Here is a 15,676-nt window from a genome sequence, read left to right as displayed (position 1 = left end):
TGCCACACCGGCGAGACGCCGATCGCGGCAGCGTACGTTGGCAGCCGTACCGCCGGCGCTGGTCGTCAGTCTTCGGGCTTGATGCTGTGGTCGACCGGCGGCTCCGGTTCGAGTTCGGCAGGCGCGTTTTCCTGGTAGAACAGCTCCTCGGCCGGACCCTTGCCGCTGCTGCTCGGAGAGGCGACGGCGACGACGCCCTCGGGAGCCGGCAGGAACGACTCGGGAATGTCCTTGAGAACCTTGGCCATGTAGCTGATCCAGGTCGGCAGCGCGGCGGTACCGCCGGTTTCGCCGCTGCCCAGATTGCGCGGCTGGTCGAAACCGATCCACGAACAGGCGACGACGGTTTGCTGGTAGCCGCAGAACCAGGCGTCCACGTGCTCGTTGGTGGTGCCGGTCTTGCCCGCCAGATCCCGGCGTTTGAGCGTGGACGATGCCCGCGCCGCGGTACCGTAGATGGTCACATCACGCAGCATGCTGTCCATCAGGTAGGCGTTGCGTGGATCGATCGCGCGCAGGGTTTCGTCGCCGGCGGTGATCGGTTCGGCGCGCGCCAGCACCTGTTTCTTGTCGTCCTGGATCTCGCGCACGACGTAGGGCCGGATGCGGTAACCGCCGTTGGCGAACACCGCGTAGGCGGTGACCATCTCCCAGGGCGTGACCGAGCCGGCGCCCAGCGCCATGGTCAGGTACGGCGGGTGCTTGCTGGCCTCGAAGCCGAAACGGGTGACATAGTCCTGCACAAAGCGCACGCCGCTCGCCTGCAGCAGGCGGATCGAAACCATGTTCTTCGACTTGGCGAGCGCGGTGCGCATGCGCATCGGGCCCTCGTACTTGCCGTCGTAGTTCTTCGGCTCCCACGACTGGCTGCCGGTGACCGAAGACGGGAAGCTGATCGGTTCGTCGTTGATCACCGAGGCCGGGGTGAAGCCCTTTTCGAGTGCGCCGGAATAGATGAAGGGCTTGAAGCTCGACCCCGGTTGCCGCCACGCCTGCGTGACGTGATTGAACTGGTTGCGGTTGAAGTCGAAACCGCCGACCAGTGCGCGGATTGCGCCGTCGTGCGGATCGGCGGCCAGGAAAGCGGCTTCGGCCTCGGGGAGTTGCACGATCCGCCAGGTGTCCTTGTCGTCGGTCTGGACGCGAATCACCGCCCCGCGCCGCAGGCGCTTGTTCGGTGGCGCCTTGTCATCGATCATCCGGGCCGCGAACTTCAGGCCTTCGCCGCTGAGGGTGACGATCTCGCCACCACGGCGGTAGGCGCGAATCCGCTTGCTGTCGATATCGAGCACGATCGCCGGATGCAGGTCCTCGGCATCCTGGAATTCGAGCAGCAGCTCGTCGAGGGCCTCGTCCTGTTCGGACTTGATCTCGCTGATGTCGACGTAGGCCTCGGCACCGCGATAACCGTGCCGCCGGTCGTAATCCATGACGCCGCGGCGCACGCTGTTGTAGGCGGCCTCCTGATCTTCCCTGACGATCGTCGTATACACCCGCAAGCCGCGCGTATAGACGTCGTCGGGAAAACGCTCGGCGGCAATCTGGCGGGCCATTTCGGTGACGAACCCGGCGTGCACCGGCGTGCTGTTGACCTCGCGCTTGATCACCAGCGGCTGCTGCAGGGCGACTTCCTGCTGCGCATCGGTGATGAATCCCAGTTCGTTCATCCGCCGCAGCACGTACTGCTGACGGAGCCGCGCGCGCTTCGGGTTGATCACCGGATTGAAGGTCGAGGGAGCCTTGGGCAGACCGGCCAGCATCGCCGCTTCGGCCAGCGTCAGTTCGCCGAGCGGCTTGCCGAAATAGATCTGCGCGGCCGCGGCGAAACCGTAGGCGCGCTGTCCGAGAAAGATCTGGTTGATGTACAGCTCGAGGATCTGGTCCTTGCTCAGATTGTGCTCGATCTTGAACGACAGCAGCGCTTCGTAGAGCTTGCGAGTATAGGTCTTTTCCGACGAAAGGAAGAAGTTCTTCGCCACCTGCTGGGTAATCGTCGATGCCCCCTGCCGCTTGCCGCCGCTCACCAGGTTGGCGTACAGGGCGCGCAGGACGCCCTGCGTATCGACGCCGCCGTGCTGATAGAAGCGCTCGTCCTCGGCGGCCAGGATCGCCTGCTTCATCACCGCCGGAACGTCCTGGATGCTGACCACCGCGCGCCGCTCCTCGCCGAACTCGCCGAGCAGGTAGCCATCGGCCGTATAGACGCGCAACGGCACCTTCGGCCGATAGTCGGTCAGGATCTCCAGCGACGGCAGGTTCGGGTAGGTCATGCTCAGGACTACGGCGGCCATGGCCACCGCCATCGCCGCCAGACCGAGGATCACGACCAGCGGGTAAAGCAACCAGCGGAGTACAGTAGGCAACAGAAGTTCCGGCAGAAAGGGCGAATGCCCGACATTATATTGGACGGCGGCCCGGAAAGGCCCGTGCATCGCGCGGGCGCGGCGCCTGGGGTGCGCCGGCTACGTTGGACGCAGCACGCATTCCCAGCGCCTGCAATTGTTGTGCGTAGCGCGCCACCCCCGGAAACTGCTGACTCAGTCGGTGATAGAGTTCAATCGCCTCGGCGCACACCGCCGCGTGCTCGCCGGGCAAAAGGGCGACATTGGACAGGGACACGGCCAGATCGTCGAGCGACTGCGGCGTGCCACCCAGCCGCTCGATGAGCTGACGGCTGAGCGTCAGGCTTTCGCGGTAGGCGTTCTCGGCCTGTGCCCAGTCGCCCTGCGTTTCCGCCACACCACCGACCTTGTCGAGTGCTACCGACAGGTCGCGCAGCGACTCCGGCGTGCCACCCAGCCGCTCGACAAGCTGACGGCTGAGCGCCAGGCTTTCGCGGTAGGCGTTCTCGGCCTGTGCCCAGTCACCCTGCCGCTCCGCCACACCGCCGACATTGTAGAGCGCAACCGACAGGTCACGCAGCGACTCCGGCGTGCCACCCAGCCGTTCGACGAGTTGGCGCCCGAGCGCCAGGCTTTCGCGGTAGGCGTTCTCGGCCTGTGCCCAGTCACCCTGCGTTTCCGCCACACCGCCGACCTTGTAGAGCGCAACCGACAGGTCGCGCAGCGACTCCGGCGTGCCACCCAGCCGTTCGACGAGTTGTCGCCTGAGCGCCAGGCTTTCGCGGTAGGCGCTCTCGGCCTGTGCCCAGTCGCCCTGCCGCTCCGCCACACCGCCGACATTGTCGAGCGCAACCGACAGGTCACGCAGCGACTGCGGCGTGCCACCCAGCCGTTCGATGAGCTGATGCCTGAGCGCCAGGCTTTCGCGGTAGGCGTTCTCGGCCTGTGCCCAGTCGCCCTGCCACTCCGCCACACCGCCGACCTTTTCGAGCGCAACCGACAGGTCGCGCAGCGACTCCGGCGTGCCACCCAGCCGTTCGACGAGTTGGCGCCCGAGCGCCGGGCTTTCGCGGTAGGCGTTCTCGGCCTGTGCCCAGTCGCCCTGCCGCTCCGCCACACCGCCGACCTTTTCGAGCGCAACCGACAGGTCGCGCAGCGACTGCGGCGTGCCACCCAGCCGTTCGACAAGCTGACGGCCGAGCGCCAGGCTTTCGCGGTAGGCGTTCTCGGCCTGTGCCCAGTCGCCCTGCCGCTCCGCCACACCGCCGACATTGTCGAGCGCAACCGACAGGTCACGCAGCGACTCCGGCGTGCCACCCAGCCGTTCGATGAGCTGATGCCTGAGCGCCAGGCTTTCGCGGTAGGCGTTCTCGGCTTGTGCCCAGTCGCCCTGCCGCTCCGCCACGCCGCCGACCTTGTTGAGTGCTACCGACAGGTCGCGCAGCGACTGCGGCGTGCCACCCAGCCGTTCGACGAGTTGGCGCCCGAGCGCCAGGCTTTCGCGGTAGGCGTTCTCGGCCTGTGCCCAGTCGCCCTGCCGCTCCGCCACACCGCCGACATTGTAGAGCGCAACCGACAGGTCACGCAGCGACTCCGGCGTGCCACCCAGCCGTTCGATGAGCTGATGCCTGAGCGCCAGGCTTTCGCGGTAGGCGTTCTCGGCTTGTGCCCAGTCGCCCTGCCGCTCCGCCACACCGCCGACCTTGTCGAGCGCAACCGACAGGTCGCGCAGCGACTGCGGCGTGCCACCCAGCCGTTCGACGAGTTGGCGCCCGAGCGCCAGGCTTTCGCGGTAGGCGTTCTCGGCCTGTGCCCAGTCGCCCTGCGTTTCCGCCACACCGCCTAGCATACCGAGTGAGACCATCAGGTCGCGCTCGCCCGCGTCGTCAGCGGCCGCGCGACGCCTGGCCAGCAACAGCGCGCTGCGGGCAACCCCTTCGGCATCAGCGGGCCGGCCGGCAGCGAGCAGTTCCTCGCAGGCTTGCCACGCGGTCGGCAGAAACGCCTGCTCGGGGAGCGGTCCCGACGCCATCCGCTGCCATTCGGCGAACGCCGGCAACGAGTCGTTCCCCGTCGCCACCCGCGCCGCTGCTTCCACCCCGACATGGTTCGGCTTCAATACGCCGTCTGGAGGCAGGCGCAGCTCTTCGCTTAGGTCGCGTTTGTGCCAGATATCTGGCGCTATGGCACGCGTCTCGGGACGAAAATGGGCCGGCAGGACGAGCAGCAGCGGCCGCTTCAGGTCGCGTTCGAGCAAGAAGCGGCGTTCGTTGAGACGCGCGAGAAACAGCGTGCGGGCACGATTCCACTGCTCATCGCCAGGGTGTCGCTGAAGCGCGTACCAGACGCCGCCGGCCTGCGTCGACAGTTCCGCAAAACGGCCGACGAGTTCATCGACCGCCGCCTCGGGGTGGCGCACGAAGCTGTCGCTGGCTTCGCGGCGCTGCAAGGGCCTGCCCTGCAGCGCCAGCCGCTGGTCGAGCCAGTCGGCGATCTGCAGTGATGGGCCGACATCGGCGAACAGAAAGATCAGCGAGAAGCCTGCGTCCTGCCACTCGAGGTGGCGCAGCAGATTGACGGCGACACGCTCGGTGGGCGCGTCAAGCGCCAGAGCGGACGTCATGCGCGTCGACCAGTTCGCGCAGCAGCGGATGCACATCGTACCAGTCGCTGCCGTTGCGGTAATTGAGCACCAGCCGGTTGTCGAGAAAGTGCGCCAGCGTCGGCAGGTCGGCGTCCTTTTCCAGGCAGGTGTCGTGGGTCCTGGCAATGCGCTGCAACCACGCCAGATGCTCACCGGGAATCGGCAGCATCTCGCTGCGCGCGGCGTTCTCGGCCTGCCCGACGGCAGTGCGCGCCAGCGGCAGTTGCGCGTCGTCGCGCACCGCCGGCAGGCACAGACGGATCAGGCGAAAGAACTCGCGCAGGTCGCCGCCCGAACTGATCGCCAGTTGGTCGAGCGCTGTCTGCTCGAACAAGGCCCGCCAGCCCGGATAGCGCCTTTCGACCACCGTGCGCAGAACGCCCAGCCCATCCGGATCGGTGTTGCGGCTGCGGTCCCTGAAGATGTGCGTGCTGACCAGCCGACGCGGAACGGCACCGCCCATCAACGCTCCGGCCCCAGGGCCAAGCACCGACAGGTACGGCGGAATCGTATAGACGAGATGCAGCAATGGCACGCGCAGGAGCTCAGCATGCCCGAAAAACAGGTTGCGAACGCTCTCGTAGACCGCCATCGCTTCGCGGCCGACGCCGCGGATGCGTTCGACCGAATCGATCAGCAGCACCACCTTGCGCGCCGGGTCTGCCTCGCGCTGGCGAACGAAGCCCACCGCCTCGCTGAGGAAGTCGTGTGCCTCGCGCGCCAGTTGAGCCACGTGGCCGCGCGCCGCCTCCTGGACGCGGCGCTTGAAATCGGGGTCGCTCTTCAGCGCTGCCTTGATGTCCAGGCCGGGCAATTTCGCCGTGAATTCGCCTACCTCTACCCGGCTTTCCATGAATCGGGTGAAGCGCTGCCAGTAGCTGCGATTCCCCGGCGATGCGCCGTAGGCGGCCAGCACCTGCTCCGACATCGCGCCGGCTACAGATACCAGGAAATCGCTGATCTCGACCTCTTTGGTGAGCAGCAGGAATTCCGAAAGATCGGCGTAGAAGACCACCGCCCCGCCGTCCTCGAGCCGCTTTTTCAGACGCTTCAGTTCGGTGCTCTTGCCGGTGCCGCGCTGGCCGGTAAATAAGCACACGCCACCGCCGTCTTGCCACTCGACTTCGTTGGCGATTTCCTCAACGGCATCGCTGGATCCCTGGCAGTTGACCTGCGCCACGTACACCGGGTCACCCGGTTCGAGCACGCGGTCGGCGAGCGCGTTGTAGAGCGTCTTGAGTTGTTCGCGGGTGTTCGCCGTCAAAGGCATGCTGCAGTCTCCGTAGGCCTGGCCCTGCGACGCGGGCCGCGCGGCCAGGAATCTCTCCCTGACACCGGCAAGTGCAGGACATTCGCCAGTTGAGCAATATAGCCAGCTGAGTATCCGCGGCCTGGTCAACCCTGTCAACCGCAAGCCTTGTCCAACGTGGTGTGAGCCTGAGCGAGGTACCGGTCCGCCTGAAGGGCGCCACGAAGCCTTCCGCCACTGCCCTGCGCAAGGCTCCGCAGGTGTCCGAAATGGATAAGGAGGTATACATGTGACCTGTTGCGTGCTGTGGGTTCTGAAATTTGCTGTAAATTTCGGACTCGACTCAATCCGCCGACCGATGGACAGGGTAGAACCATTGATCCAGCGACTTGACCCACGGCTCCGCCCTGGCCAGGTGGTTTGCGCGGGAATACCGCCCCCTGCCGGAGTGACTTCCCGATGACCGAGATCACCGCGCCGCGCGCCATCGCGGCCAACCTGGCGAAGGTGTTGCATGGGCAGCAGGCCAACGTGCGCAAGATCGTTGCCGCCTGGGTGGCCGGCCTGCACGTGCTGCTCGACGACTACCCCGGCACCGGCAAGACGACGCTGGCCAAGGCGCTCGCGCGTTCGATCGAGGCCACTTTCTCGCGCGTGCAGTTCACTCCGGATCTGCTGCCCAGCGACATCGTCGGCGTCTCGATCTTCGACGCGCAGACGCAATCCTTTCGCTTCCACGCCGGACCTGTGTTCGCCCATGTCCTGCTGGCCGACGAAATCAACCGCGCTTCGCCGCGCACCCAGTCGGCCCTGCTGGAAGCCATGGCCGAGGCGCAGGTGACGGTCGACGGCCAGCGGCGGATGCTGCCGCAACCCTACTTCGTCATCGCCACGCAGAACCCGGTCGAGCAGGCCGGCACCTATCCGCTGCCCGAGGCACAACTCGACCGCTTCGGCATCCGGCTCGCGCTGGGCTACGTCGATGCCGCCGAGGAAGAGCGCCTGCTCGACTACAGCGCCGCGCACCATCCGCTCGATCAGCTCGTGCCCTGCGCCACGGTGGCCGGTCTGCTGGCGGCACGCGATGCCGCGGCGGCGATCCCGGTGGCGCCGGTGTTGCGCCGCTACATCGTCAGCCTGGTCCAGGCCACGCGCACGCACCCGGCGGTACAGATGGGAGCGAGTCCGCGCGCGTCGATGGCGATCTTCCAGTTGGCGCGGGCGCTGGCCCTGTTCGATGGCGCCGCGTTCGTCACCCCGGACAGCATCCAGGACATCGCGCCGGACGTGCTCGCCCACCGCCTGGCGCTCGATTCGCAGGCGCGCTATTCCGGCTCTACCGCCGCCGAAGTGGTCCGCGAGATTCTCGCGCGGATCCCGGTGCCGCTCTGACTGGCGGTCGCCGGCGGCGATGCACAAGCTCACGCTCTTCCGCCTGGTTTTCGTGACCTCGCGCGGGCTGCGCGAGCGGCTGACGCCAGCCGGTCTGGTGATTGTCGCGCTCACGGCCTTTGCCGGGGCTTTCGGGCTCGACACCCAGGCGAATCTGGCGCACCTGCTGTTCTCCCTGGGCGCCGGCGGCGTCGCCGTGGACGCGGCCGGCGCCCGGCTGTTGCGCCGGCGTGCGCCACGCCTGGCGGTGCGCCGCCATTTGCCCGAGTTCGTGACCGCCGGTGAGCCGGCGCGCTACCGCATCGAAGTGCTGAACCTGCAGGCGCATCCCGTGCAGGCCGGCGAGCTCGTCGAACAACTGCGCCAGCCGTGGCCGTCGCCGGCATCGCTCGCACATTTCCGCAGCGCGGCGGCGACCAACCGCTTCGACCAGCGGATCGGCTACCCGGCGTTCCTGGACCTGTTGCGGCGGCTGCGCGCGATCGACGTGCAGCGGATCCGGGTGCCGGCGCTGCACCCCGGCCAGCGGGAGGACATTGAGGTGCCGCTGCGGCCCAGCGCGCGTGGTCTCGCCGTCTTCGAGCATCTGGCGCGGGTCATCACCGGTCCGCTCGGACTGGTGGAAACGCGCGTACCGGTCGCCGCCGTGGAAGCCACGCTGGCGGTGCTGCCGACGCGCCTGCCGGTAGAACTGCCGGCCGCCATCAGCCGTCGTCTGCACCAGCCCGGGGGCGTTTCGCTGGCGCGGCACGTCGGCGATGCCGAGGAGTTCCGCTCCCTGCGCGACTACCGGCCGGGCGATCCGCTGCGGGCCATCCACTGGCGCAGTTTCGCCCACACCGGCAAGCCGGTGGTGCGCGAATTCCAGGAGGAATTCTTCGCGCGGCACGCGCTGCTGCTGGATACCGCGGCAGCGTATGCGTTCGCGCCGGCCTTCGAGACGGCGGTTTCGCTGGCCGCCTGGCTGGTCGCCCAGCCGCGCGACGCCGACAGCCTGCTCGACCTGCTGTTTGTCGGCGAGCGGGTGCATCGCCTGACGGCTGGCCGCGGTCTCGGCGGCGCCGATGCCCTGCTGCGGGTGCTGGCGACCGTCGCGACCACGCCACCGGCGAGTATCGACGTCCTGCTGGCGACGCTGGAGCGCAACGCCGCGCAGCTTTCGTCGGTGATCCTGATCCTCCTGGCGTGGGACGAGCCCCGCCGGCACGCGGTGCGGCGCCTGCTGGCGCGCGGGGTGCGACCGACGGTGCTGGTCGTGGCGCCGCATGACCCGCAAGCGGCGGGCGACGATGCGGGCTTCGCCGGCATCGTCAGGCGCATCGCCGTTTCCGAACCCGCCGCCGCGACGTCGGCGACATGACGACGCCGGCCTGGCTGCAGGCGGCCGCGCTGCTGCTGTGGGGATTCGCCAGCGGCCAGCAGGCGCTGGCCGCGCTGCTCGCCGTCGCCCGCCTGCTGGCCGCGGCCAGCGGCGTGCGGCTGACTTTGTCGGATCGCGACCTGAACCGTGCGGTCGATCTGTCCGCACTCGCCGTGCTGCTGACCGGCGCGGGATTCCTGCTGGTTCAGGGCCTGCCGCAAGGCTTGCTGGCCGGCACCGGCTGGCTGCCCGCGGCGCTCTTCCCGCTGCTGCTGGTCGATGCGCTGAGCGCCACGCCGCTGCGGCTGCGGCATCTGGCGTTGACCTTGCGTCGCTCGACGCACCCTCAGGCCGACCGCCTGGCGAACCTGGGCGCGCCCTACCTGGCGATGACCCTGCTCGCCGCGAGCGTCCTGGCCAGGCCGTCGCCTTGGTTCTTTTGGGCCCTGGCGAGCGTGCTGGTCCTGTGGTTGTACGCTGCGCGACCCGCGCCGCGCACGCCCGCGCTTGCGGCTTTCGTGCTCGCCGCGCTGGTGGCAATCGCCGTGGCCTATGGGGTCGGCGCCGGGCTGCAGCGCACGCAACTCGCGTTGCAGGAATGGGGCATCGATGCCCTGTCCGATACCGACCCCGACCCTTACCACAGCCAGACGCGGATCGGCGACCTCGGTCGCGTCAAGCGCTCCGAGCGCATCCTTTGGCGAGTCGAGCAGGCGCCGCCGGCGGTGGCGCCGCTGCTGCTGCGCAACGGCGTGTTCAGCCGCTACGCGAATGGCGCCTGGCTGGCGCGGCGGGATTCCTTTACGCCGCTGCCACCGACGCCGGCCAGCGGCCCGGCATGGCTGACGCTGCACGGGCAAAGCCGCAAGGGCATCGCCATCGTGCCGGTCCCGATCGGCGCCGAACCCGTCGGGAATGATCCGGGAATGCTGCGGCGCAATGCCTATGGGATCATCCGTGCCGAAGCAGCGCCGCCGCTGCTCGATGTCGTGGTGGCCCGGGCGCCGGTCGCCGTATCGACCCACCCCGAAGCCGCCGACCTGTCGCTGCCGCCCGCTTTTGCCGAACTGCTGCAGCGCTTGCCGGCGCTGGCGGCGCTGGCGCCAGGCAGCTCGCAGGAACGGCTGACGGGTCTGCAGGACTGGTTCGCCGGACACTTCCGCTACACCCTGTTCCTGGGCGACGAGCAGCGCGGCGGACGCGACCTCGAACGCTTCCTGCTCAGCGATCGCGCCGGCCATTGCGAATATTTCGCCAGCGCGACCGTGCTGCTGCTGCGCGCCCTGGGCATCCCGGCGCGCTATGTCACCGGCTATTCGGTGCAGGAGTACAGCCGACTCGAAGCGGCCTTCGTGGTGCGTCAGCGACACGCGCACGCCTGGGCCGAGGGCTTTGTCGATGGCCGCTGGGTCGAGGTCGATACGACACCCTCGACCTGGCTGACGGTCGAGGAGGATGTGGCTCCGTTCTGGCGGCCGCTGGCAGATCTGCTGTCCTTTGCCTGGCGGCGTTTCGCCGAATGGCGGCGAGATGTCGCCGCATCGGAGTTTCCGGTAACGACCCTGGCACTCGTCGCGCCGCTGGCGGCACTGCTGGCGTGGCTGGTGCTGCGACGCGCGCGGCCGCGACGGAAATCCGGCGGGGCTGGCACCTGCGACGCGCCGGAATACCCGGCCGGTGCGGAGATGCGATCGTTCCGGGCGCTCGAACAGGAGTTTGCGCTCCGCGGGTTTGGGCGGCACCTGGGCGAACCCCCGCGAGCGTGGCTGGCGCGGCTTGGCCGCGAAGGCCGCCCGGTTCTCGACGCGCCGCGGCTGACGGCGGCTGGCGAGCTGATCGAAGCCCTGTACCGGGAGCGCTATGGTCCGCCCGTGACTACGCATTCGCCCCCTGCTCCCGAAAGCGCCAACCCGATCGATGCAGGATCAATCCGTGTAAAGAAAACCCCGCCGCGGCGGGGTCAGCAGAATAAACGGGGAAACCCGGAGTGATCCATCTCAAAGCTTGCGGATCACATGTCCATGTTCAGCCGCTGTTGCGCAGGCCGGCAGCAATGCCATTGATCGATAGATGAATCCCGCGCCGCACGCGTTCGTCGACCGTCTCCGTTGCATCGCCGGCGCGATGGCGGCGCAGCAGTTCAACCTGCAGGTGGTTGAGTGGATCCATATAGGGGAAACGATTGCGGATCGAGCGGCGTAACAGGGGATTGTCGGCAAGCAGTTCGTCCTGCTGTTCGATCGCCAGCAGATAATGACGCGTGCGCTCGAATTCAGCACGCAGGCGACCGAAGATCTCGTTACGCAAGCTTGCGTCGCTCACCAGATCAGCGTAACGCGAAGCGATCGCCAGGTCTGCCTTGGACATCACCATGTCCATGTTGGAAAGCAGGGTCCGGAAGAATGGCCAACTGCCGAGCATGCGTCGCAGCATCTCCAGGCCATCCGGATTGTCCTTGAGCCAGGCCTCAACAGCCGAGCCAAAACCGTACCAGCCGGGGAGCATCAACCGGCACTGTGCCCAACTGAAAACCCAGGGAATGGCGCGCAGGTCCTCGATGCGCCCGGAGGCCTTGCGCGCGGTGGGGCGGCTACCGATGTTCAGGCCCGCTATTTCGGCGATCGGCGTTGATTCGCGGAAATAGCGATTGAAGCCTTCAGTCTCATAAACCAGCTCGCGGTAGGCCCGGAAAGCCCGTTCGGAAAGTTGTTCGAGCACGGCCCGGTAAGCCTGCGGCTCGGTTTCGTTTTCGAGATCGAGGAGCGTCGCTTCGAGTGCTGCCGCAGCCAGAATTTCGAGGTTACGGCGACCCACTTCGGGATTTGCATACTTCGACGAAATGACTTCGCCTTGCTCGGTGATACGGATCTGGCCGGAGACGATGCCGGCCGGCTGTGCCAGGATCGCCAGGTAGCTCGGGCCGCCACCGCGGCCAACCGACCCGCCGCGCCCGTGAAACAGTCGCAGACGCACACCGGCAGCCGCGAAAACGCACGCCAGTTCAACCTCCGCCTTGTACAACTCCCAGCCGGAAGTGAGGAAGCCGCCATCCTTGTTGCTGTCCGAGTAGCCGAGCATGACTTCATGCTCGTTGGCACGCGAGGCGACCAGCGCGCGATAGGCGGGCAGGGCGAAGAGACGCCGCATGACTACCGGGCTGTTGCGCAGGTCGCTGATCGTTTCAAATAGCGGGATGATATTGATCGTCAGCTCCGGCGCGTTAGCGTCTGCCGGGGGCTTCAGCAAGCCCGCTTCCTTGAGCAGCAATGCCACTTCGAGCAGGTCGGAGGCGCCATCGGTCTTCGAGATGATGACATTGGGCAGGGCGGCGTTGCCGTAGCGGGCGCGCAGTTCGCGCGCAGCGAAGAAGATCGCCAGTTCACCGTTCGTTTCGTCGGAGTACTCCAGATGCGGCGAGTAGAGTGGGCGCGGGCTGACGATTTCCTCGCAGAGCAAGGCGACACGCCGATCTTCGTCGAGTGCCGCATAGGCCGGCAGGCTGTCGATGCGCCCGGCGCGGGCGAGCAGTTCGGCGACCGTCCGCTCATGCACTTCGGAGTTCTGTCGCAGATCGAGCGGTGCCAGATGGAAGCCGAATATCTGCACGGCACGCACCAGACGACGCAGGCGGCCGGCGGCGATGAGTGCCGAACCGTGCTCAACCAGCGAGTCGACAAGCACTTCGAGGTCGCGCTGCAGCCCGGCAGAGTTTGCGTAAGGCTGCCCCTCGCCGACCGCGTGACGCAGGGCCTCATGCTGATCGAGCGATCTTGCGGTGGCCGACAGGCGAGCATAGATGCCGGTCAGCGCACGACGATAAGGCTCGTCGGCACGGTGCGGCGAATGATCGGGAGAACTCTCGGCAAGGGCCGCCAGTGCCGGCGATACCTGGAGCAGCAACTGCGAGAGCGGCAATTCGGCGCCGAGCGCGTGGATCTCCCCGAGATAGAAATCGAGCACAGCCGTCGATTGCAAGCGTAGCGTGGTTTTCAGGATGTCGGCGGTGACGAAGGGGTTTCCGTCGCGGTCGCCGCCAATCCAGCTGCCGACACGGAAGAATGGCGGCAGTTGCCAGTCCTCGCCGGGGAAGCGTTTCAACAGGAGGTCCTGCAACTGGCCGTAGAGGCGCGGCAGTTCGGCGAAGAAGGTGTCGTCAAAATAGCTGATGCCGTTCTTGATTTCATCGACCACGGCCAGCCGGGTCGGACGCAACATGCGCGTGCGCCAAAGCCTGAGTACCGCGCGGCGTAACGTGACGTCGTTCTCCTCCTGTTCTTCAGGCGTGAGCCGCATGCGGTCACGCTGGTCGAGCAGGCCCGCTATCTCGTGCTGACACTTCAGGATGCACTTGCGGGAAACTTCGGTCGGATGCGCGGTGAGCACCGGCGAGACCAGCGCCACATCGAAGAAATCGCGAATCTTCCCGACCGACACCCCCGCTTCCTGTACGCGGTCGAGCGCGTACGTCAGGCTGCCTGCACGCGGTACCGAACCGGCGAGGTCGTGCGCGCGGCGGCGGCGGATATGGTGCTGATCCTCGGCGATGTTCGCCAGATGCAGGAAATAGCTGAAGGCCCGAATGACCGAGAGCATCGAATCGCGCGGCAGATTGTTGAGAATGGCTTCGAGTTCGGCGCGCGTTGCCGGATCGAGTTCGCTGTCCGGGCTTTGGCTCAAATGCACCGAGGCCTGGCGGATGTGCTCGACGACGGCAAAAACGTCGTGGCCTTCCTGATCGCGAACGGTGTCGCCGAGCAGGCGGCCGAGCAGGCGGATGTCGTCTCGCAGCGGGAGATCCTTGTCGGTAGCGGGCATATCGGTCCAGTAGATGAGTTGGTAACAGACTACGGCCGCCCCTGCTCGGCATCGGCAATCGGCAGCGCCACCCGGAAACCGAGCAACTGGCTGCGATAGCTGGGCGAATTGCCGTTGCGCGTCGCGGCGCGCACCGAAGCCGGGCCGCTCCAGCCGCCGCCGCGATAGATGCGGCGGGGACAATCGTCGGTGATGCGCGCGCGACCATCGCTCGGTGCGCCGATGTAGTTCACGGTCTGGCAGTCCTCGACCCACTCCCAGACGTTCCCGAGCAGGTCGTGAAGGCCGAAGGCATTGGGCTTGAAGCGGCCGACCGGTGCCGTTTCGACGTAACCATCATGACAGTCGTGGGCTTCCCATTCGAATTGGCGACTCTGCTGGGTGTCGGCATCATGCACGTTGGCATGGTCGCAGGCCAGGCCGGGATCGTCACCCCAGAAGCGCGAAGTGCGTGTGCCTGCGCGCGCGGCATATTCCCATTCGGATTCCGAGAGCAGCCGGTAGGGCTTGCCGGTCTTCCGTGCCAGCCAGGCGAGATAGGCCCTGGCGTCCAGCCAGCTGACGCAGACTGCGGGATGCTCGTCGGTCTGGCTGAAGTCGGGGTCACGCCAACTGCGCCCCGGCTGATTGACCCACTCCGGCCCGATCCAGATGTAACACGAACCTTCGCCGCGGTAGCCGCTGTCCTTGACAAAAGCCGCGTACTGGCCGCGCGTCACTTCATGGCGGCTGACGGCCAGCGGGTGCTGGAGGGTCACCAGGTGGCGCGGCCTTTCGGCGTCGCCACTGCCTGCTTCCCGGCTCGGAGCGCCCATCTGGAAGGCGCCGGCCGGAATCACCACCATCTCGGGACACTGCGGGCAATCCCGGAAGACCTTGCTGTTGCCGCCGTCGCGTTCAAGCCCGCCGCTCTCGTGCCCTGGCGGCAACAACAGGCGGCGCAGGCGCGCCTCGGCCAGAGACGCGAACTGGCCAAGGGGGTATTTTTCCAGGTAGGCACGCAAGTCGTCAGGGTTCTTGCTGGCGCGAATGCTGTCCCAGAAGCTCAGCTCGAAGGTCGCAGCTTCGCCGAGCGCCGGCGCGCCGGCATTCGGCGAAGCCGCGAGCGGCAACGGCCCGCCGACGAAGTAGAAATCGCCCTCCAGGCTGCCTTCCATCCAGGGCTCCTGCTGGCCGTCGGAATCCTTCTTGACACCGCCAACCACCCGTTTGAGCGTCTGTTCTATCGGCTGGTGCGGCACTTCCATCTGGCTCAGCAGGTGCTGTGTATAAAGCCCGTGCTCGTCGTCGCCGTCGGCGGCAACGCTTCCCGGCCGGGTGGCGAAGGAGATCAGGGTGCCGGAAGGGGCTTCGACGCGTGCCAGACCGCCACCGCCAGAACGGAAGCGGCGCGTAAACGGGTTGTTGCGGCAGGCGTCGAGGAAGATCAGGTTGAGCTGTGTCTTGCTCTCCTCCATGATTTCCAGGACCTGACCGACGCTGAGGCTGTGCAGCGGCAAGTCTTCTTCGCCGGCGATCTCGGCGTCGATGGTCGGCAGGTAATTCACGCCTTTCAGTTGCATGCCGTGACCGGCATAGAAGAATAGCGCCACACTCCCCGGCTGCAGGTGGCTGCGAAACTCGCGCAGCATCGGCGCGATCTGGCGGGTGCGCAGGTCTTCGCGGACGATGACCTCGAAGCCGAGCTTTTCGAGCTTGGCGGCAATCGCACGCGCATCGTTGCCGGGGTTGCGCAGCGGCGATGCGCGGTACGCCGAATTGCCGACCACCAGGGCGACGCGCTTCTCCTCGGCATGCAGCGGCATCGCCGCGGCAAGCAGCAGACTGACCAACACGACAACGAATAGACGCAGGGCTGGCAGGGTATCCATGGA

8 protein-coding genes are annotated in these 15,676 nt (G+C 67.0%); 3 read left to right on the top strand and 5 right to left on the bottom strand.

Translation table 11 applies throughout. The annotated features are described in order from the left end of the window. Window positions 1-65 precede the first annotated feature (65 nt). The 3 genes from AC15MQ_RS08845 to AC15MQ_RS08835 are packed head-to-tail and all read right to left on the bottom strand — an operon-like array spanning window position 66 to window position 6,256. Window positions 66-2,363, bottom strand: a complete 2,298-nt coding sequence (locus tag AC15MQ_RS08845; protein WP_483079916.1) for a penicillin-binding protein 1A — start codon at window positions 2,361-2,363, stop codon at window positions 66-68. 34 nt (window positions 2,364-2,397) lie between these two features. Next, a complete protein-coding gene (locus AC15MQ_RS08840) occupies window positions 2,398-4,965 on the bottom strand; it encodes a tetratricopeptide repeat protein (protein WP_483079915.1) in 2,568 nt (855 codons plus the stop codon). Beyond that, on the bottom strand, window positions 4,943-6,256 hold the full coding sequence (locus AC15MQ_RS08835; protein WP_483079914.1) for a hypothetical protein: 1,314 nt from the start codon (window positions 6,254-6,256) through the stop codon (window positions 4,943-4,945). The genes AC15MQ_RS08840 and AC15MQ_RS08835 overlap by 23 nt, the downstream gene beginning before the upstream one ends. A gap of 438 nt (window positions 6,257-6,694) precedes the next feature. Between AC15MQ_RS08835 and AC15MQ_RS08830 the strand changes: the two genes are divergently transcribed. The 3 genes from AC15MQ_RS08830 to AC15MQ_RS08820 are packed head-to-tail and all read left to right on the top strand — an operon-like array spanning window position 6,695 to window position 10,978. After that, complete coding sequence (locus tag AC15MQ_RS08830; protein ID WP_483079913.1) at window positions 6,695-7,627, top strand: AAA family ATPase; 933 nt, start codon at window positions 6,695-6,697, stop codon at window positions 7,625-7,627. A 19-nt stretch (window positions 7,628-7,646) separates the two neighbouring features. Next, window positions 7,647-8,987 (top strand): DUF58 domain-containing protein, encoded by a 1,341-nt coding sequence (locus AC15MQ_RS08825; RefSeq protein WP_483079912.1) that lies wholly within the window; start codon window positions 7,647-7,649, stop codon window positions 8,985-8,987. Beyond that, window positions 8,984-10,978, top strand: coding sequence for a transglutaminase-like domain-containing protein (locus AC15MQ_RS08820; RefSeq protein ID WP_483079911.1), 1,995 nt, complete (start codon window positions 8,984-8,986; stop codon window positions 10,976-10,978). The genes AC15MQ_RS08825 and AC15MQ_RS08820 overlap by 4 nt, the downstream gene beginning before the upstream one ends. Before the next feature lie 34 nt (window positions 10,979-11,012). Here the strand turns inward: AC15MQ_RS08820 and ppc are convergent, their stop codons facing one another. Next, a complete protein-coding gene (gene ppc, locus AC15MQ_RS08815) occupies window positions 11,013-13,802 on the bottom strand; it encodes a phosphoenolpyruvate carboxylase (RefSeq protein ID WP_483079910.1) in 2,790 nt (929 codons plus the stop codon). 29 nt (window positions 13,803-13,831) lie between these two features. Continuing rightward, window positions 13,832-15,673, bottom strand: coding sequence for an SUMF1/EgtB/PvdO family nonheme iron enzyme (locus AC15MQ_RS08810; RefSeq protein ID WP_483079909.1), 1,842 nt, complete (start codon window positions 15,671-15,673; stop codon window positions 13,832-13,834). Between the last annotated feature and the right edge of the window lie 3 nt (window positions 15,674-15,676).

The organism is Candidatus Accumulibacter propinquus (assembly GCF_056856495.1).
The sequence above is the reverse complement of the archived record's forward strand: the minus strand, read 5'-3'. Positions and strand labels throughout refer to the sequence as shown.

What these genes read in the sequence shown, in the direction of transcription:
- AC15MQ_RS08840 (WP_483079915.1), bottom strand. Translation starts at nt 4,965, where the DNA reads ATGACGTCCGCTCTGGCGCTTGACGCGCCCACCGAGCGTGTCGCCGTC.
- AC15MQ_RS08835 (WP_483079914.1), bottom strand. Translation starts at nt 6,256, where the DNA reads ATGCCTTTGACGGCGAACACCCGCGAACAACTCAAGACGCTCTACAAC.
- AC15MQ_RS08830 (WP_483079913.1), top strand. Translation starts at nt 6,695, where the DNA reads ATGACCGAGATCACCGCGCCGCGCGCCATCGCGGCCAACCTGGCGAAG.
- AC15MQ_RS08825 (WP_483079912.1), top strand. Translation starts at nt 7,647, where the DNA reads ATGCACAAGCTCACGCTCTTCCGCCTGGTTTTCGTGACCTCGCGCGGG.
- AC15MQ_RS08820 (WP_483079911.1), top strand. Translation starts at nt 8,984, where the DNA reads ATGACGACGCCGGCCTGGCTGCAGGCGGCCGCGCTGCTGCTGTGGGGA.
- ppc (WP_483079910.1), bottom strand. Translation starts at nt 13,802, where the DNA reads ATGCCCGCTACCGACAAGGATCTCCCGCTGCGAGACGACATCCGCCTG.
- AC15MQ_RS08810 (WP_483079909.1), bottom strand. Translation starts at nt 15,673, where the DNA reads ATGGATACCCTGCCAGCCCTGCGTCTATTCGTTGTCGTGTTGGTCAGT.